Here is a 19,017-nt window from a genome sequence, read left to right as displayed (position 1 = left end):
GGCGAAGCGGTGCGGCCGGAGGGCCGGACATCTTTCCGCCGGGATCAAAGGCGATCGGCTCGGACGTACCTGGGGGTATGTCCGTCGCCAATCGCCTTTGCCCTGACGAAAACCTGCTCCGGCAGAATGCTTCAATCTAACCCGGAAAGGCTCTAAAGCATGTCTCGCAAGAATGCGCAGCGGTTTTGCGATAAAGACATGCGGAAAACAAAAGACCAGCCTGCTTTTCAAGCCGCGCCAAACGGTTCAGGAGGCGCTGCGTCCGCCGATCAGGTCGCGCTCGATATCCGTCGATTGGCCAAGGCGGGCCTTGTAGACTTCATAATTCTCCATCACCCGCTGCACGTAGTTACGCGTCTCGGGAAAGGGGATGCGCTCGATCCAGTCGACGATCTCGTCGATCGGCCTGCCGCGTGGATCGCCGTAGCGTCCGATCCATTCCGGCACCCGCTTCGGTCCGGCATTATAGGCGATGAAGGTGAGGATGTAGGAGCCGCCGAAGGCTTCGATCTGCTCGCCGAGATAATGCGCGCCGAGCGTCGCATTATAACCGGCATCGGCAGTCAGCTTGTCCTTCGAAAAGGTGATGTTGTGGCGCTTGGCCACCGCCTGGGCCGTGCCGGGCAGAAGCTGCAGCAGGCCGCGTGCATTCGCCGCCGAAACGGCGGCCGGATTGAAGGCGCTCTCCTGCCGGGCAATCGCATAGGCGAGGGCCTTGCCGGAGCCGGAGATATTGGCATTCGGCGGGATCACGCCGACGGGAAAGGCGAGCGCGGCGACATCGATGCCGCGGCCATAGGCGATCTTGCCGACCTGCAGCGACAGATGATGATTGCCTGATTGCTCGGCCTGCGCCGCAAGGATCGCCAGTTCACCGGGACTTTGCAGCTGATCGGCGAGCGCGAGATAGAGGATGTCGGCCCGCCATCCATGTCCGGCTGCCTCAAGCCGGGCGATTGCCTGCACGGCCTCGCGCGCCTGGAAACTCTGGCGGTCTGCTGCGCTCGGGATGGGATAGCTGACGTTGAGCGTCTTGCGTCCAAGCCTTTCGGCCGCGAGCTGCCCATAGAAGGTGCCGGGAAAATTCGCGGCCTTGCCATAGAATTCGCCGGAGTTGCCGGGACCGCCGGCCTCGGCGGCCCGCCCGAGCCAATACCAGGCGCGCGACACCGAGATGGGACCGTTCGAAGTCACCAGAATCTTGCGGAAATGCTTTTCTGCCGTTGTCGGGTCCTGCAGCCCGCGCAGCGCATACCATCCGGCATGGAACTCGGCCTCGACGATATCAGTCGGGCTGGTTGCCGCGGAGCTTGCGACGATGCGGTAGGCAGGCTTGAATTGTCCCTGATCGACGAGGCCGCGGCTGACGATCCGCTGCTCGTTCCACCATTCTCCGGAATTGACGAGTTCGCCCGGTTCACGCGGCATCTTCTCCAGAAGCGCCGCCGCTTCGGTATATTTGTCCTGCTTGCGCAGATATTCGATGCGCGCGAATAGCAGGCCGGCATCGCCACGCCATTTCGGCTCGACGCTATTGAGCAGCGCGCCGGCATTGGCGGCTTTGGCGTCGACGGCGGCCCAGGCCTTGTAGAGGGACTGCGCCTCGCCCATGTCGCCGAAGCGCTTGGCCTGCGCCACCCTGCCACGATACATCAGATAGTCCATCCGCGCCTTGTGATCGGCTGGCGTCAGCAGGGCGGAAAACTCGAGGAGGATCTTGTCTTCACTCGCCTTGTCGAGAGCCTCGGTGCGCCAGACCTTGCGGATATATTTTGCCGCCTGCGCCTGCTTGCCTGACGCAGTCAGCGCCCGCCCGAGAATGACGGCGCCCTGCATCGTTTCCGGCGCGGTATCGCCGAAGGCGGCGAGCACCGCTGACGGGGCGGGGTTTTCGTCGTAGAGCGCTCGTTCGGAATAGGCGCGCAGCCTTGAAAGGCCTGGCCATCCCTTGAGCTCCTGCGCGGCACGGGCAATTTCATAGGAGGGAACGCCCTTCAAGCCGGAGACGGCGATCGCCCAGGTGAGGATATGGCGGTCGAGCGTGCCCTCGCGCAGGCTGTCGCGGATCGAGAGGGCCAGTTGCGGATTCCTGGCGGAAAGCGCATCGAGGCCGGTTTTCAAGTCATTGGCGACCGGCGCGACGGCTGGATTGCGGGGGATGGCGCCGGTTGTCAGCGCTTCCGGAATCGATGTCTCGGGAACGAAGCCGATCGGCTTGACCTCAGGCGTCGGAATGCTTTCGCCGGGAAGCGGCGACGCGAGGCTGCCCCACGCGGCGGCAGCAAAGCCGAAGGCGGTCAGAATCAGCACAGCTTTCTTCATCCGGGATCTCGCAACGAAAACACGCCCTGCCCATTTGGCTGGAGGCATCTTAACGAAACCTTACCGTACCAGGTAAAATTCATTCACATCTGCTATCGGAATTTGCCCTAAACCGAACTCTCCGCGCTTGTCGCGATGATTTCGGCGCTCTATGGTGCGCAAAATATTCATGGAATGCGGCCGAAGCAAGGATTTGGTCGTGAGGAGCTTTGCATGTTCAACGGGTCCATTCCCGCCCTCGTCACCCCCTTCACCGATGCCGGACTGATCGATGAAGCGAGCTTCGCCGCCCATGTCGACTGGCAGATCAAGGAAGGCAGCAGCGGTCTCGTTCCGGTCGGCACGACTGGCGAATCGCCGACGCTGTCGCATGCCGAGCACAAGCGGGTCGTGGAACTCTGCATCGAAGTGGCGGCAAAACGCGTTCCGGTCATGGCCGGCGCCGGTTCGAACAATACGCGTGAGGCCGTCGAACTGGCCCAGCATGCCGAAAAGGTCGGCGCCGACGCCGTGCTCGTCGTCACGCCCTATTACAACAAGCCGACACAGAAGGGTCTGATTGCCCATTTTTCCGCGATTGCCGAGGCCGTCGCCCTGCCGATCTATATCTACAATATCCCCGGCCGTTCGGTGATCGACATGACGCCGGAGACAATGGGTGCTCTCGCCAAGGCGCACAGCAATATCGTCGGCGTCAAGGACGCAACGGGCAAGATCGAGCGTGTCTCCGAGCAGCGCATCACCTGCGGCAAGGACTTCCGGCAATTGTCCGGCGAGGACGCGACGGCGCTGGGTTTCAACGCTCATGGCGGCGTCGGCTGCATCTCGGTGACGGCCAATGTCGCCCCGCGCCTCTGCGCGGATTTTCAGGCCGCGACGCTGGCCGGCGAATACGCCCGCGCGCTGGAATATCAGGACCGGCTGATGCCGCTGCACAAGGCGATCTTCCTTGAGCCCGGTCTCTGCGGCGCCAAATACGGCCTCTCCAAGCTCGGCCGGATGAGCCGCAATGTCCGCTCGCCGCTGCTTTCAACGCTGGAGCCGGCAACCGAAGCAGCGATCGACGCCGCCATGCGTCATGCAGGCTTGCTGAACTGAGGGGACCGGTCGTCTTCACAAGGCCGGATCGTTCCCTTACATAAAGGGCAAGCAATGAGGGCGCGACTTTTCGCGCAACCTCGAAGGAAATATCGTCATGGCCCCAAAAGGCAGCCAGCGCGTGGTGAACAAGGTCGTGGCCGAAAACCGCAAGGCCCGCTTCAACTACGAGATCATCGATACTTATGAGGCAGGTCTCGTGCTGAAGGGCACGGAGGTGAAGTCGCTGCGCGAAGGCAAAGCCAATATCGCAGAATCCTATGCGTCGGACGAGGATGGCGAGATCTGGCTGATCAACTCCTACCTGCCGGAATATCTGCAGGCGAACCGCTTCAATCACGAACCGCGCCGGCGCCGCAAGCTGCTTCTGTCGGGCCGTGAAATCCATCGTCTGCGTTCCGCCGTCAACCGCGAAGGCATGACGCTGGTCCCGCTCAAGATTTATTTCAACGATCGGGGTCGGGCGAAGATGGAGCTGGCACTCGCCAAGGGCAAGAAATTGCACGATAAGCGCGAATCCGAGAAGGAGCGCGATTGGAACCGGCAGAAGAGCCGCTTATTGAAGGAAAACGGCTGACCATCACGCCGCAGCCGATCGGCTCGCGGCGTTTTCGATCAGTCCTCGAAATCGCTGGCCGGGGCGACTTCGGCCGGGCGCGGCGCCCGCTCCGCGGGATCGCGACCGATCTCAGCCTTCAGCGACAAGAGATCGATGAAATGATCGGCCTGCCGCCGCAGGTCGTCGGCGATCATCGGCGGCTGCGTCGCCATGGTCGAGATCACCGAGACCTTGCGGCCTCTGCGCTGCAGCGCCTCGACGAGGTTCGTGAAATCGCCATCGCCGGAGAAGATGACGAGATGGTCGACGGTTTCGGACTGTTCCATGGCGTCGATCGCAAGTTCGATGTCCATGTTGCCCTTGATCTTCCGCCGGCCCATGGAGTCGGTGAATTCCTTGGCAGGCTTGGTGACGACTTTGTAGCCGTTGTAGTCGAGCCAGTCGATCAGAGGACGGATCGATGAATATTCCTGATCCTCGATCAAAGCCGTATAATAGTAGGCGCGCAGGAGGTAGCCGCGTTTCTGGAATGCCTTCAAGAGCTTGCGGTAATCTATGTCGAAACCTAGGCTCTTGGATGCAGCGTAGAGGTTGGCGCCGTCAATAAAGAGTGCAATTTTTTCGCGTGGGTCAAACATCGTTTACCAATTCCAATGAGAGAAATCGAAATTCGCAGGGCATCAAATTTCAATAAATACAATGGCTTATTGTGATTTTTGATCTGATGCTTACTTTACCATCTGTTCATATAAGAGAGATTTAGGGCACGGTTCCGCATATTCCAAGCAACCTTTGGTGGAATTGTCACATTCTCCATGGAAATTTAGCTCGGCACCGGATAAAGACGAGGGGAGCCGGAACGAAAAACTTGTATTTGCCCGGTTTTAATTGTATCGGGCGTGCTAATCCCGAAATGACGACCGTAAAGGACAGGCAATGGCCCGTGTCACAGTTGAAGATTGCATTGACAAGGTAGAGAACCGCTTCGAGCTGGTTCTGCTCGCCAGCCACCGCGCCCGGCTGATTTCCCAGGGTGCCTCGATCACCATCGATCGCGACAACGACAAGAATCCTGTCGTGGCGCTGCGCGAAATCGCCGACGAGACGCTTTCGCCCGATGACCTCAAGGAAGATCTGATCCATTCGCTGCAGAAGCATGTCGAAGTCGACGAGCCCGAGCCCGATCCGGCCAGCATGATCGCCGCCGGCGGCGCTGCTGCCGCCGACAGCGAGGAGCAGGATGACCTGCCGGAGACGATCACTTTCGACCAGATGTCGGAAGAAGAGCTGCTTGCCGGTATCGAGGGCCTCGTGCCGCCGGAAAAGAGCGACGATTATTAAGCGTCTCGACCGGATCTGATCCGGAAAAGAGCGACGATTACCAATCGTCAATCTTGCGCCTTTATTGCTTAGGCATATTATTGCCCATGTGTGCGCCAATCGTTGATTGGCGCGCTTTTGTTTTTGTCGGAGTGGCTTTGGAATGATGCGGCAGTACGAACTCGTGGAGCGGGTTCAGCAATACAAGCCCGATGCCAATGAAGCACTGCTGAACAAGGCCTATGTTTACGCCATGCAGAAACATGGCCAGCAAAAGCGCGCGAGCGGCGATCCCTACATATCGCATCCGCTTGAGGTCGCCGCGATCCTGACCGACATGCATCTCGATGAATCGACGATCGCGGTTGCCCTTCTGCATGACACGATCGAGGATACGACGGCGACGCGCGCCGAAATCGACGAGCTCTTCGGCGAGGATATCGGCCGACTGGTCGAGGGGCTGACGAAGATCAAGAAGCTCGATCTCGTCACCAAGAAGGCCAAGCAGGCGGAAAACCTGCGCAAGCTGCTGCTCGCCATATCGGATGACGTGCGGGTGCTGCTCGTCAAGCTTGCCGATCGCCTGCACAATATGCGCACCCTCGATCACATGTCGGCCGACAAGCGTGCCCGCATTTCTGAGGAGACGATGGAAATCTATGCGCCGCTCGCCGGCCGCATGGGCATGCAGGACATGCGCGAGGAACTGGAGGAGCTTTCCTTCCGGCACATGAATCCGGAGGCCTACGAGACCGTCACGAAAAGGCTGGAAGAGCTCTCCAAGCGCAACGAAGGCATCGTCAAGAAGATCGAGGCCGAATTGCGCGACCTCCTGGTCGCAAGCGGCCTGACGAGCGCTTATGTCAAGGGCCGGCAGAAGAAGCCCTATTCGGTCTTTCGCAAGATGCAATCGAAGTCGCTGTCGTTCGAGCAGCTTTCCGATGTCTACGGCTTCCGTCTGATCGTCGAGGACATCCCGTCCTGTTACCGGGCGCTTGGCATCGTCCATACGCGCTGGCGCGTCGTGCCCGGCCGGTTCAAGGATTATATCTCGACACCGAAGCAGAACGATTACCGTTCGCTCCACACCACCATCGTCGGTCCGTCCAGCCAGCGCATCGAGCTGCAGATCCGCACCAAGCGCATGCATGAAATCGCGGAATTCGGCATTGCCGCCCACACGCTCTACAAGGACGGCGCTACCAATGCCGATGGCGACATTCTTTCGCGCGAATCCAATGCCTATTCCTGGCTGCGCCATACGATCGAGGCGCTCGCCGAAGGTGACAGCCCGGAGGAATTCCTCGAGCACACCAAGCTCGAACTCTTCCAGGATCAGGTCTTCTGCTTCACGCCGAAGGGCAAGCTGATTGCCCTGCCGCGTGGCGCCACCCCGATCGATTTCGCCTATGCGGTGCACACCAATATCGGCGATACCACGGTGGGCGCCAAGATAAACGGCCGCATCATGCCGCTGGTGACGCGGCTTGCGAATGGCGACGAGGTGGAGATCATCCGCTCCGGCGTGCAGGTCCCGCCCGCCGCCTGGGAGGAGATCGTCGTCACCGGCAAGGCGCGGGCCGCCATCCGCCGCGCCACCCGCATGGCGATCCGCAAACAATATGCTGGCCTCGGTCACCGCATTCTCGAGCGCACCTTCAACCGGGCCGGCAAGATTTTCTCGCGCGAGGCGATGAAACCGGCACTGCACCGTCTGGGTCAGAAGGATGTCGAGGATGCGATCGCCGCCGTCGGCCGCGGCGAGATGTCCTCACTCGACGTGCTGCGCGCCGTCTATCCCGACCATCAGGACGAGCGCGTCACCGTCAAGCCTTCCGGCGACGACGGCTGGTTCAATGTCCGCAGCGCCGCAGGCATGATCTTCAAGATTCCCGGCAAAGCCAAGGCCGGCGCCGAAGGCGGCCATTCGGAACTCGATGCCGATGTCGACGTCGGCCCGATCCGCGGTCTGTCCGGCAATGTCGACGTCAAGTTCGCCTCGACCGGCGCCGTGCCCGGCGACCGCATCGTCGGCATCATGGATCAGAGCAAGGGCATCACCATCTATCCGATCCAGTCGCCGAGCCTGCAGCGTTTCGACGATCAGCCCGATCGCTGGATCGATGTGCGCTGGGATCTTGACGAGGCCAACAAGTCGCGTTTCATGGCGCGTATCATGGTGAATGCTTTGAATGAGCCCGGCACGCTTGCCAAGGTCGCCCAGACCGTGGCCGGGCTCGACGTCAATATTCGCATGCTGAATACGGTGCGCGTGGCAGCCGACTTCACCGAGATGATGCTGGAAGTCGAGGTGTGGGATCTGCGCCAGCTCAACCAGTTGCTCGCCCAGATGAAGGACCTGGATTGCATCGCCACGGTCCGGCGGCTCTATGAGTAGGCTTTTGTTAAGCCTGCCAGGGACCTGATCGACGAAAATGCACATTTTATGATCGGTTTATAATCGTCATGGCGCAGCAATAAGGCAAGGAATGCGTTGAGCGCATAGCTGTGTCCATGTTGCAGCGGTGGTAATTAGCCTTTGGCAGGACTATCTTCTGATCATCGAAAACGTAAACAGAAGATGAGGCAAGGTAATGTTTGATCCTATCAGGAAAATCGCTCGCGCCTTTCGCGCTCCGACCACACAGGAACGTGAAATGGCCTATCTGAACGGCTCGCTGGATCGTATCGATCTCGAGTTTCGTCAGCGTCAGGTCGACCGCGGTCTGTTCCGCAATCGCTGATACCGCCTTTATACTTGGTCGAGTGAGGGACGTTACGTACGACGAGCGCCCCTCGGCATGAAGATGCTCCTTTGCAAGAAAGATAAGGGGGCTGTTTCGGGCGGTGCCATTTGCCGCTCTTGTCATGGTCCGGTGCACTGCACTAAATAGCGAACATGTTGTTTCGCCGTCGCAAGCCTGCGGGTTTCAAGGAAAAGATGCGGGAGCTTCTATGGCCCCGAAAAGGTTTCCTTCGCCCGATCCGTTACCTGACAATGCGCATCCTGCGCCTGAGCGCTTCGCCGCATGCGGTTGCGGCCGGCGTGGCCGCGGGCGTCTTTGTCTCGTGGACGCCATTCATTGGCGTGCATTTCGTCATGGCTTTCGTCATCACCTATCTCCTCTCCGGCAATATGGTGGCCGCGGCTCTCGGCTGCGCCGCCTTCGGCAATCCGCTGACCTATCCCTTCATCTGGGGGGTCACCTGGGAGATCGGCCATCTGCTGCTCAGCCGTGAGGATCATCTGGCCGGTCAGGCGGTGGATCTCGCCGCGCTCTTTCACAAGCTGAACTTCACCGAATTGTGGAGGCCAGTGCTGGAACCGATGCTGATCGGCGCTATTCCGCCGGGGATCGTAACCGCCGTTGCGCTCTATGCGCTGACGTTCTACACCGTCAAGGGGTTTCAGGCCCGCCGCCGAACGCGGCTGATGGAGCGGGCGCGCCTGCGCCTGGCGGGTCCGGCCGGCGACATACCGAGCGTATGAACCGGTACAGAATTCTTGGGCGACGGAAGGTTCCGGCATGATCATCGGCATTGGCAGCGATCTGATCGACATTCGTCGTGTCGAGAAATCGATCGAGCGCTTCGGCGAGCGCTTCACCCACCGCTGCTTCACCGAGATCGAGCGCGCCCGCTCCGACCGCCGGGCAAACCGCGCCGCATCCTATGCCAAGCGTTTCGCCGCCAAGGAGGCCTGTTCCAAGGCGCTCGGCACCGGCATCGCCCAGGGCGTCTTCTGGAAGGACATGGGCGTCGTCAACCTGCCGAGCGGCAAGCCGACCATGCAGTTGACCGGTACCGCTGCCGTGCTCCTGGAATCGATGCTGCCCGCGGGCCATCGGCCCGCCATTCATTTGACAATAACCGATGATTATCCCTTGGCGCAGGCCTTCGTTATCATTGAGGCGTTGCCCGAGAGCCTCTGATCGTGACCCCGGGAGCGTTTGATCGTGACCCCGGGAGCGTTTGATCGCGACCTCTCGTCGCTTTTAATGTTGTCGCCATTGCCGCAACCGGCCGAAGCCGCTAGAGAGAACGGCAGAAAGAATTGCGCCTTTACGGCGTCTTGAAGGAATAAGACTGAGTGTCCGAAAAAGTCGATACCAAGCCGAACGCCCTCTGGGAAAATATCAAGGTCATCATTCAGGCGCTGATTTTGGCGATGGTGATTCGAACCGTGCTGTTCCAGCCCTTCACTATTCCGTCCGGTTCAATGATGCCGACGCTGCTCGTCGGCGATTATATCTTCGTCAATAAGTTCGCTTACGGCTATTCGAAGTATTCGCTGCCCTTCTCGCCTGATCTGTTTAGCGGCCGCATCTTGGGCTCCGATCCGAAGCGCGGCGATATCGTCGTCTTCCGCTTCCCGCCGAATCCCGATGTCGATTACATCAAGCGCTGCATCGGTCTGCCCGGCGACCATATTCAGGTCACTGACGGCGTTCTCTACGTCAATGGCAAGCCGGTTCCGAAGGTGGCTGATGGCAGTTTCACCTCGGACTACAAGCTCGATCCGGGCGAGGACGTGCCGGTATTCCGCGAGACGCTTGATAACGGCAAGACTTACGACACGCTCGACCAGTCGCCGGTGTCGCGCGGCGATAACACCCGCGAATTCATCGTGCCGGAAGGCCATTATTTCATGATGGGCGACAACCGCGACAACTCGCTGGACAGCCGCTTCGACGTCGGCTTCGTGCCGGCTGAAAATCTTGTCGGTCGCGCCAGCGTCATCTTCTTCTCGCTTGGCAACGACACGTCTTTCCGCGAAATCTGGAAGTGGCCGACCAACATGCGATGGGACCGCCTTTTCAAGGTCGTTGAATGAGCAAGGCGCAGACGCTTTCTGCGGCAGACCGCGCAAAGCTCGAAAGCCTGATCGGCCATGACTTCGCCGAAAAGGCACGCCTGGACCGCGCGCTGACCCATGCCAGCGCCCGGACTGAAAAGGGCGGCAATTACGAACGTTTGGAGTTTCTCGGCGACAGGGTGCTCGGGCTCTGCATCGCCGAGCTGCTGTTCCGCACCTTCGGCACGGCGGGGGAAGGCGAGCTCTCGGTTCGCCTCAACCAGCTCGTCAGTGCTGAAACCTGTGCCGCGGTCGCGGACGAACTCAATCTGCATCTCTATATCCGCACCGGCGCCGATGTGAAGAAATTGACCGGCAAGCGCATGATGAATGTGCGCGCCGATGTCGTCGAGAGCCTGATCGCCGCGATCTATCTCGATGGCGGTCTCGAAGTCGCCCGCCGGTTCATCCTGCGCTATTGGCAAGGCAGGGCGGTCAGGGCCGACGGCGCCAAGCGCGACGCCAAAACCGAGCTGCAGGAATGGTCACACGCGAAATTCGGCGTCACACCGATCTATCGGGTTGATGAACGTAGCGGACCGGACCATGATCCGCGCTTCAAGGTGACGGTGGAAGTTGCTGGCATAAAGCCGGAAACCGGCGTAGAGCGGTCGAAGCGTGCCGCCGAACAGGTTGCGGCGACCAAGATGCTCGAGCGTGAAGGCATTTGGCAGCAATCGCCTGCCGGAAACTGACGGGACAATGACTCAAGAAAAAGATATCGCGGCCGACGCTGCTGCACAAATCCATGGTCCGACGCATTCGGGCTTCGTCGCGCTGATCGGGCCGACCAATGCCGGCAAATCGACGTTGGTCAATCGTCTTGTCGGCGCCAAGGTCTCGATCGTCAGCCATAAGGTACAGACGACGCGGGCTATCGTGCGCGGCATTGCCATCCATGACAATGCCCAGATCGTCTTCATGGATACGCCCGGCATCTTCAAGCCGCGCCGCCGGCTCGACCGCGCCATGGTGACATCCGCCTGGGGCGGCGCCAAGGATGCAGACTTGATCATGCTGCTGATCGACAGCGAGCGCGGCCTGCGCGGTGATGCCGAAGCCATCCTTGAAGGCCTCAAGGAAGTCCAGCAGCCGAAGATCCTGGTGCTGAACAAGATCGACCGCGTCAACCGCGAGGATCTGCTGGCGCTGGCCGCGAGCGCCAACGAGAAGATTGCTTTCGAGCGCACCTTCATGATCTCGGCCGAAACCGGTTCCGGCTGCGACGACGTCATGGATTATCTGGCCACCACCTTGCCGGAGGGGCCGTGGTACTATCCGGAAGACCAGATCTCCGATCTTCCCATGCGCCAACTCGCCGCCGAGATTACCCGCGAGAAGCTGTTTCTGCGCCTGCACCAGGAGCTTCCATATTCCTCGCATGTCGAAACGGAAAAGTGGGAGGAGCGCAAGGACGGCTCGGTGCGGATCGAGCAGGTAATCTATGTCGAGCGTGACAGCCAGAAAAAGATCGCCCTCGGCAAAGGTGGCGAAACCATCAAGGCGATCTCGACTGCCTCTCGCAAGGAATTGTCGGAAATATTAGAGCAGCCGGTCCATCTCTTCCTCTTCGTCAAGGTTCGCGAAAACTGGGGTGATGACCCGGAGCGGTTCCGCGAAATGGGCCTCGAATTTCCTAAATAAGGATGGCAACGATTTTATCGGCTAGCCTCCAGTGCCTTGTTTCTTAGGAAAAAATTCGGTTCGTTGCGGAACGAATCCGAGCTTTGAGCATTTCCCCATCGACGGCGCGCCTGACGCGCCGTCGTTGCGCGACCGCAGGGCAGGCATGGCAACCTCGAAACGCATCCATTCCTTCAAGACTCCTTGCGAGCTATGTCCTTTGCGGCCCCTGCCGCATTTCAGGGAATTTAGCCAAGACGAGCTCGAATTCGTTTCGCGTTTTAAGCGCGGCGAACTTGCCGTCGATGCCGGTTCCACCATCCTCGTTGAGGGCGCCCACAGCGCTCATCTTTTCACCGTGCTGTCCGGTTGGGGCTTCCGCTACAAGATGCTGGAGGACGGTCGCCGCCAGATTCTGAATTACATCATGCCCGGTGACCTGATCGGTCTGCAGGGAACGATCGCCGGCGAAATGCAGCATTCCATCGAAGCGCTGTCACCCGTTTCGCTTTGCGTCTTCGAGCGTGACCGGCTGATGACGCTCTACAACAAACATGCGTCGCTCGCCTTCGACATCACCTGGATCGCCGCGCGCGAAGAGCGGATACTGGACGAGCATCTCCTGAGCATCGGCCGCCGCACCGCACTGGAAAGAGCGGCCTATCTCATCGCTTTCCTGTATGAGCGCGGCAGGAAGCTCGATCTCTTCGACGGCCGCAAATTCATCCCCATCACACAACAGCACATCGCCGACACTCTCGGTCTTTCCATCGTTCACACCAACAAGACCCTGAGAAAGCTTGGGGAACGCGGTCTGATCCGCTGGCAGGAACGCGGCTGCGAAGTTCAAAACGGTGAGGAATTGATGGCGATCGCCGGCTGGGAGGGGCTTGGAGAGGGCAAGCGTCCCTTCATTTAGCCGAAGCGCCTATGTCTTTTTTAAATGCGGTTTAGCATTTGGGAAAATAAGGTCGGCCGTCATCTTTCCTCCGACTTTGATTCTTATCGACCGGGCAGAAAAATGGTTTACTCAGAACTGGTGGCGGAATTCACCGATAGCGTGCCATGCGGGGCACCGGAGGGCAATGATGTTGGCGAAAAGGCCGGGGCGCTGCGACAAGTGCCTGACGAGGGGCATGGAATCATGAATGCACTCCGTGTTTTGGTTCTCGAGGACAGTCTGATCATCGCAATGGAGGCGGAGGATATCTTGCGCCTGGCCGGTGTCGACAGCATCGATATTGTCGGCAGTCTCGATGAGGCAAGGGCTGCCATCGCTGCAGAAAAATATGATTTCGCCCTTCTCGACGTCAACCTCGGCGAGGGCATGAGTTTCGGATTTGCCCGCCATCTTCTTGATGCCGGTATTCCCTTCGGATTCGTCAGCGGCTATTCCGATATCCGTGACTTCCCGTGCGACCTTCAGCACATACCGCTGCTGGTGAAGCCTTTCGACGAAAAGGCGATGCGCGAATTCCTGCAGAGACTTCTGCCGGCTGCGGCATGACGCAGTCCGTGACGGAAGCGGGATCTGCTTGAGAGCGCCTGCGCGCAAGATGCTATCACTTTGAAACTGCGGGCAATCCTTCGGGAAATCGATTCCGGTTTCCCGACTTATGCGCTACGATAGGGTAATCGGCCGCAGGGACTTTTTATGCAGTGGCAGGACCATGCAATCATTCTGGGCGTCAAACGCCACGGCGAGACGAGCGTCATCGCCGAGGTGATGACGCGTGATCGCGGCCGTCACCTCGGTCTGGTGCGTTCCGGTCGCTCCCGCGCCATGCAGCCGGTGCTGCAGCCGGGCAATGCCGTCGAGGTCGTCTGGCGCGCCCGGCTTGACGAACATCTCGGCGAATTCCGCGTCGAGCCCGTGACGCTGCGCGCCGCCCGTCTGATGGAAACGGCGACAGCCGTCTACGGCGTCCAGGCGATGGGCGCTCTGCTGCGGCTGCTGCCGGAGCGAGACCCGCATCCGCACCTGTTCGACGCGCTGCAGGTGATCCTCGATCACCTGCATAACCCGGCTGATGCCGGCGAACTTTTCGTGCGTTTCGAGCTGGCGGTGCTGAACGATCTCGGCTTCGGCCTCGATCTTGCCGAATGCGCGGCGACCGGCGCCCGCTCCGATCTCGCCTATGTCTCGCCGAAATCCGGCCGCGCCGTCAGCCGCAGCGCCGGCGCGCCGTGGGCCGACAAGATGCTGATCCTGCCGCCCTTCCTCGGCGTCGAAGGCAATCATGCGGCGGACTTCGACAGCCTTGCAGCCGCGTTCCGTCTGACCGGGTTCTTCCTGCATCGCCATGTTTACGAGCCGCGCGGCATCGAGGCTGCGGCAGCCCGTGACGGTTTCGTCCAGGCCGCCCTCAGGGCGCTTGATCCAGCCTCGCGGACGCTTTCCGGTCCGAATGGCGTCTCCGCCTGACCTGGTTTTTTACTGCTGCAAAACATCCTCCGGATTTGGCGGTTTACCCGCCGATGGGCGGCACCTATCTCTTGACTGCCAATCAAGGAGGATCCCATGCTGACCAAGACCGCATCACCGACGACGATCACGCTCTGGAACGGTCGCGAAATCCCGCGCCTCGGCATGGGATGCTGGGCAATCGGCGGCCCTTTCTACGCTGGTGACACGCCGCTTGGCTGGGGCGAAGTCGACGACAATGAATCGGTCGAAGCGATTAATCGCGCCATCGCGCTCGGCATCCGCTTCTTCGACACCGCTTCGAACTACGGCGCTGGCCATTCGGAAGAGGTGCTCGGCCGGGCGATCGGCAATCGTGACGATATCGTCGTCGCCACCAAATTCGGCTTCGCGACCGATGCCGAGACGAAGCAGGCAATCGGCGCCTTCGCCGATGAGGCTTTCATTCGCCGCTCGGTCGAGACATCGCTGCTCCGTCTCAAGCGCGACCGCCTTGATCTGCTGCAGTTTCACATCAACGATTTTCCGCTGGAACAGTCGGATGCCGTCTTCGATACGTTGGAGGCCCTGCGCGCCGAAGGCAAGATCGACGCATTCGGCTGGAGCACCGATTATCCGGATCGCGCCGCCCGCCATGCCGGCCGCGCTGGCTTTGTCTCGGTCCAGCATACGATGAACGTCTTCGATCCGGTGCCGGAGATGATCGCGGTGATCGAAGGGAAGGGCCTGATCTCCATCAATCGCGGTCCGCTGGCCATGGGGCTCCTGACCGGCAAGTTCACCGCCGACAAGGCAGTGGGCGCCAAGGATGTCCGCGGCGCGGCACTTCCCTGGATGGTTTATTTCAAGGACGGGCGCATGGCTCCGGAATTTGCCGCAAGGCTCGATGCCGTCCGCGATCTCCTGACGTCAGGCGGCCGCACGCTGACGCAGGGGGCGCTCGCTTGGCTCCTCGCGAGGTCTCCGCGCACGTTCCCCATTCCGGGCTTCCGCACCGTCGCCCAGGTGGAGGAAAATGCCGGCGCGCTGGAAAAGGGACCGCTGTCAGCCGAGGTCATGGTCGCGATCGACGCCGCACTCGGGCGCGGGTAGGGGGCGGGCGCGACGCACGCCCCCTCATTCCTGTGACGAGCACGGGAATGAGGGGATGTCGCGACGTATACGGACGAAAGCGCCGTTCAAACAGCCCTTCCGCAATTCGGACCTACCCTCGCGCGCGAACCTTCAGTGCCCAGCCTTCCGGCCGCACTTCAATGATCTTGACGGTGTCACCGATCGTGATCCTTCCACTGTCACGCGGCGTGACGTTCCAGCCGAAGAGCGGCCCGGGCACACGCCGGTCAGCAGACATGCGGATACGGCCCATGGCTGGCATCGGGTTCGGCACCTCGCGCGAACCGGTCAACTGATCCTGCGTCGTCATGATGCAGCGGGAACAGGGCTTGACGAGATCGAAACGGATGCCGGCGATCTCGATCGCCGCCCAGCGGTCCTCCGGCCAGGCCTCGTCGATATCGATGACGATGTTCGGACGGAAACGTTCCATGCCGACCGCGCCTTCGCCATGAACGGCGAGATCGGCATTCAGCGCCTTCAACGAACCCGTCGTCGTCACCAGGATCTGGTAGCCGTCGGTAAAGGTGACGGGCGAGCCTTCGCCGGCCCATTCGGCGCTCGCCGTCCGTCGTGCCTGCCCATCGAAAAAAACCAGCCGCACCTCGCGTCCAAGCCATTCGGAAAGCCGGTGGTTGCTGTCGGGATCGGCGACGGCGGCGCTGACGGTCGATTTCCATACGGTCACATCCATGCGGGCTTCATGCCGAGGCAGAGGCACCGCTAGCTCAGACTTTCCCTGCATCAGCAGCCGAAAGGCGCCGGGTTCCGGGCGTACCGCGATGCGCGCGAGGTCCGGCAGTTCGCGCTGGGTGATGAAGTGACCCTGCGGATCGGTGATCATCGCCCGCCGGTCGCCGGCAAGCCCCTCGGCGCCAATGTCGGCGGCGGGTAGCGCGATGGCGCGAGCGCTCTTGAGCGGGTAGATGAAGAGGTTGCTGATGCGCATGCTTTCTCCCTGAATCTCGTTCTCTAGATTTCATCCATGAACGCCGCGAGAAAATCGCGCAGGCTCTTGTCGCGCGCGGCCGCAATCCGGCGGCCGGTCTCGGTCTGGAATCCCTCCGCCAGTCTGAACAGCTTCGTCCGGAAGTGGTCAATGGCATAACGCTTGTCGTCGAGGGGACGGTTCGTAGCCGCAGGGTCGAACGGATCGTAGAGCCCTGACCCCATTCGTCCGCCGATATAAAAGCAGCGCGCGACGCCGACCATGCCGATCGCGTCCAGCCGGTCGGCATCCTGCAGGATCTTCGCCTCGAGCGTCTGCGGCGCCACCCCGGCGGAAAAACTGTGAGCGGTGATGGCGTGGGCCGCGGCTTCGATATCCGCTTCGCTCCAGCCGAGTTCGGAAAGGATCACCGAAGCCTTTTCCGCAGCCAAGGCCGACGCTTTTTCCCGCAAGGGCGAATTCTTCTCGACGGCGACGCAGTCGTGCAGCAGCACGGCGGCGGCAAGGATCCGCCCATCTCCGCCTTCTCCCGCATGGATGCGCATGGCGTTCCTGAAGACGCGCAGGATATGGGCAAGATCGTGTGAGCCGTCGTCGCCCTCGGCCGCGTGTGCGACCAGCGCCGCTGCGAGCGTTTCATGAGGGGAGAAGGCTTCGGCCTCGAACATTACGCCACCTCTTGTCGGAAGAAAAACGTCGAAGAGCGCCGGCCGAAAGCGAAGAGCTTCGCAGGAACCCACGCCGCGACGAAACCCGGGGATCTCGAAGTCGGTTTGTAGCGGCTTAACGTGCGAGTCGCAATCGAGGGAGGTCAGCGCTCGAGCGTCGGAAAAGCTGTCGCGCCGCTGCTCTTCGGCGGCAGTGAGAGAAGATGGGGTACGTCACGGACCGGGCGCGGCGGACTGATGTGATAGCCCTGGATCTCGTCGCATTCCTCGCATTCGAGCAGCGTCAGTTGGGCGGCCGTCTCGACGCCTTCGACGGTCACGCGCATGCCGAGCGCATCGCCGAGCAGGATGATCGCGCGCATGATCGCATGCGCTTCCTTGTTGTCGACGATATCGTTGACGAAGGATTTGTCGATCTTGATCTTGTCGAAGGGAAAGCTCGAGAGATAGCTCAGCGAGGAGTAGCCGGTGCCGAAATCGTCCATCGAGATGCGGATGCCGCGATCCTTCAGGGCATGCAGGATCGGCAGCACCTCGTTGAGGTTCTCCATCAGCACGCTCTCGGTGATTTCCAGTTCGAGCCGCGATGCCAAGAGCCCGGCCGCGGCAAGCGCTTCGCTGACGTCCTGCATCAGGTTGCCGCTGCGGAACTGGATCGCCGAAACATTGACTGCGACCTTGACGCTCTCCGGCCATTGGGCCGCATCCCTGCAGGCCCGCCGCAAAACCCAGCGGCCGATATCGACGACGAGGCCGACCTCCTCCGCAAGCGGAATGAAATCCATCGGCGGCACGCGGCCTCGGACCGGATGGTTCCAGCGGATCAATGCTTCGAAACCGCAGGTTCGCCGCTCGGCAAGATCGTAGAGCGGCTGGTAATGCAATTCGAATTCCTCGTTATCGACGGCGGCTCGAAGATCTGCCTCCAGCGCGTGGCGCAACTGCATCTGCGCTTCCATTTCGCCGGTGAAGAAGCGCTCGCGCTTGCGTCCGTCCGCCTTGGCATGCGACAGCGCCACGCCGGCATTTTTCAGCAGGATATCGGTTTCCCCGCCGTTCTCGGGAGCGATCGCAATACCCATGGAGACGCTGAGCGTCACCTTTTTCTCGCCGTTCAGGAATGGCTCGGAAAGCGATCGGCGGATTTGGTCGGCCAGCGCCGTCACGTTTCTCGGCTGCTGCTTGCCCGTCTGCAGGATGGCGAACTCGTCCGAACCAAGGCGCGCCAGCATGTTTTCCGACCCGGCCGAGGCTCGGATCCGCTCCGCGACCTGCTGCAGGATCTTGTCGCCGACCGACACCCCGATCGTATTGTTGATCGATTTGAAACGGTCGAGATTGAGGTGGACGAGGGCGATCTGCTCGTGCGGCTTGCGCTCGCCGAGCGTCGCATCAACCAGCTCGCGGAAATGCATCCGATTGGGAAGTCCGGTCAGGGGATCGTGATGGGCGAGATAGGTGATGCGCTGGGCCGCCTTTCGATCCTCGGTGATATCGGCATGAATGGCAATGCTGCTGCCGTCGGAGAGGATGGTCACCACGCTTTGAATGATGCGGCCATCATGCATCAGCCATTCGCGCCGGCGGATGCTGCTGCTTCCCGCCTTGACGGGGGAAGGCCGTGCTGTCTGCCGGACGGGTTTGGATGCAGCGCTTTCGTTGCCGCGCATTTTGCCGATGAGTTCGTCGATCGTCGCGCCCGCGGCGACATCTTCCGGCGGCAGGCCGTAGAGCTGAGGGAAGCGGAGATTGTAAAGCGTCAGCCGCTGGCTGGCGTCAAAGACGCTGAGGCCGAGCGGCAGGTTGTTCAGGACGCTCTCGAAGAGTCTTTTCTGTCCGTCGAATGCCTGGCTGAGCGCCGACAGGTTCCCTCTCAGCGTCCGGTTTTCCTTTTGAAGGGTTTCTGCACTTCTCTCGATTGCATCATAGTCGCTTTCATGGCCGCGATAGGTTGCGATCACCAGCTCCATCAGACGTTGCGCATCGATCGATCCATCGGCCATGACGGCCTCGGTGCATTGCCGCCAGAAAAGCGCCTCGGCCTTCATGTGGAAGCGTCTTGGAGAACGGCAACGGCAAGAGCCG

General features: G+C 60.7%; 19 protein-coding genes. 14 read left to right on the top strand and 5 right to left on the bottom strand.

The features are described from left to right. Positions 1-246 precede the first annotated feature (246 nt). Positions 247-2,322 carry a lytic transglycosylase domain-containing protein gene (locus HJC04_RS24485; protein ID WP_210628491.1) on the bottom strand — a complete coding sequence of 692 codons (2,076 nt, stop codon included), beginning with the start codon at positions 2,320-2,322 and terminating at the stop codon, positions 247-249. A 213-nt stretch (positions 2,323-2,535) separates the two neighbouring features. Here HJC04_RS24485 and dapA point away from each other — a divergent pair, with 213 nt between their 5' ends. Together dapA and smpB are read left to right on the top strand one after the other, a co-directional pair. Beyond that, positions 2,536-3,420: a 4-hydroxy-tetrahydrodipicolinate synthase gene (gene dapA / locus HJC04_RS24480; RefSeq protein WP_085859039.1), complete on the top strand. Its 885-nt coding sequence runs from the start codon at positions 2,536-2,538 to the stop codon at positions 3,418-3,420. Positions 3,421-3,517: 97 nt separating this feature from the next. After that, a complete protein-coding gene (smpB, locus tag HJC04_RS24475) occupies positions 3,518-3,997 on the top strand; it encodes an SsrA-binding protein SmpB (protein ID WP_210628490.1) in 480 nt (159 codons plus the stop codon). A gap of 38 nt (positions 3,998-4,035) precedes the next feature. Here the strand turns inward: smpB and HJC04_RS24470 are convergent, their stop codons facing one another. Beyond that, complete coding sequence (locus tag HJC04_RS24470) at positions 4,036-4,617, bottom strand: NYN domain-containing protein (protein ID WP_003578261.1); 582 nt, start codon at positions 4,615-4,617, stop codon at positions 4,036-4,038. Positions 4,618-4,915: 298 nt separating this feature from the next. Here HJC04_RS24470 and rpoZ point away from each other — a divergent pair, with 298 nt between their 5' ends. From rpoZ to HJC04_RS24410, 12 genes are all read left to right on the top strand, one after another. Continuing rightward, a complete protein-coding gene (rpoZ, locus tag HJC04_RS24465) occupies positions 4,916-5,320 on the top strand; it encodes a DNA-directed RNA polymerase subunit omega (RefSeq protein WP_011424719.1) in 405 nt (134 codons plus the stop codon). Positions 5,321-5,462: 142 nt separating this feature from the next. Next, positions 5,463-7,697 (top strand): bifunctional (p)ppGpp synthetase/guanosine-3',5'-bis(diphosphate) 3'-pyrophosphohydrolase, encoded by a 2,235-nt coding sequence (locus HJC04_RS24460; protein WP_064801517.1) that lies wholly within the window; start codon positions 5,463-5,465, stop codon positions 7,695-7,697. 196 nt (positions 7,698-7,893) lie between these two features. Beyond that, entirely contained in the window at positions 7,894-8,043 is a 150-nt protein-coding gene (locus tag HJC04_RS24455) for a DUF3563 family protein (protein WP_064706756.1), read from the top strand. Positions 8,044-8,198: 155 nt separating this feature from the next. Further along, positions 8,199-8,789, top strand: a complete 591-nt coding sequence (locus HJC04_RS24450; protein ID WP_210628489.1) for a DUF2062 domain-containing protein — start codon at positions 8,199-8,201, stop codon at positions 8,787-8,789. A gap of 37 nt (positions 8,790-8,826) precedes the next feature. Beyond that, entirely contained in the window at positions 8,827-9,231 is a 405-nt protein-coding gene (gene acpS / locus HJC04_RS24445; RefSeq protein WP_210628488.1) for a holo-ACP synthase, read from the top strand. A 158-nt stretch (positions 9,232-9,389) separates the two neighbouring features. After that, positions 9,390-10,133: a signal peptidase I gene (gene lepB / locus HJC04_RS24440; RefSeq protein WP_210628487.1), complete on the top strand. Its 744-nt coding sequence runs from the start codon at positions 9,390-9,392 to the stop codon at positions 10,131-10,133. After that, positions 10,130-10,849, top strand: coding sequence for a ribonuclease III (gene rnc / locus HJC04_RS24435; RefSeq protein WP_064706760.1), 720 nt, complete (start codon positions 10,130-10,132; stop codon positions 10,847-10,849). Before lepB ends, rnc begins: the two co-directional genes overlap by 4 nt. A gap of 7 nt (positions 10,850-10,856) precedes the next feature. Then, positions 10,857-11,798 (top strand): GTPase Era, encoded by a 942-nt coding sequence (gene era, locus HJC04_RS24430; protein WP_210628486.1) that lies wholly within the window; start codon positions 10,857-10,859, stop codon positions 11,796-11,798. A 145-nt stretch (positions 11,799-11,943) separates the two neighbouring features. Further along, on the top strand, positions 11,944-12,696 hold the full coding sequence (locus tag HJC04_RS24425; RefSeq protein WP_221103849.1) for a Crp/Fnr family transcriptional regulator: 753 nt from the start codon (positions 11,944-11,946) through the stop codon (positions 12,694-12,696). A gap of 102 nt (positions 12,697-12,798) precedes the next feature. Continuing rightward, the gene (locus tag HJC04_RS24420) at positions 12,799-13,284 is read left to right on the top strand and encodes a hypothetical protein (protein ID WP_210628484.1); all 486 of its coding nucleotides are present in this window, start codon (positions 12,799-12,801) and stop codon (positions 13,282-13,284) included. 147 nt (positions 13,285-13,431) lie between these two features. Next, positions 13,432-14,202 (top strand): DNA repair protein RecO, encoded by a 771-nt coding sequence (gene recO, locus HJC04_RS24415; protein ID WP_221147320.1) that lies wholly within the window; start codon positions 13,432-13,434, stop codon positions 14,200-14,202. Between the two features lie 96 nt (positions 14,203-14,298). Further along, the gene (locus HJC04_RS24410; protein ID WP_221147319.1) at positions 14,299-15,294 is read left to right on the top strand and encodes an aldo/keto reductase; all 996 of its coding nucleotides are present in this window, start codon (positions 14,299-14,301) and stop codon (positions 15,292-15,294) included. 112 nt (positions 15,295-15,406) lie between these two features. Here HJC04_RS24410 and HJC04_RS24405 read toward each other — a convergent pair whose 3' ends face one another. The 3 genes from HJC04_RS24405 to HJC04_RS24395 all read right to left on the bottom strand — a co-directional run bounded on the left by HJC04_RS24405 (position 15,407) and on the right by HJC04_RS24395 (position 18,980). Further along, positions 15,407-16,264, bottom strand: coding sequence for an MOSC domain-containing protein (locus HJC04_RS24405; RefSeq protein ID WP_221147318.1), 858 nt, complete (start codon positions 16,262-16,264; stop codon positions 15,407-15,409). Between the two features lie 23 nt (positions 16,265-16,287). After that, the gene (locus HJC04_RS24400; RefSeq protein ID WP_210628480.1) at positions 16,288-16,932 is read right to left on the bottom strand and encodes an HD domain-containing protein; all 645 of its coding nucleotides are present in this window, start codon (positions 16,930-16,932) and stop codon (positions 16,288-16,290) included. A gap of 143 nt (positions 16,933-17,075) precedes the next feature. After that, positions 17,076-18,980 carry a bifunctional diguanylate cyclase/phosphodiesterase gene (locus HJC04_RS24395; RefSeq protein ID WP_210628479.1) on the bottom strand — a complete coding sequence of 635 codons (1,905 nt, stop codon included), beginning with the start codon at positions 18,978-18,980 and terminating at the stop codon, positions 17,076-17,078. Positions 18,981-19,017 lie beyond the last annotated feature (37 nt).

The organism is Rhizobium sp. NLR8a, assembly GCF_019685235.1.
Classification (GTDB): domain Bacteria; phylum Pseudomonadota; class Alphaproteobacteria; order Rhizobiales; family Rhizobiaceae; genus Rhizobium.
This window is presented reverse-complemented; position numbering and strand designations above follow the sequence as displayed.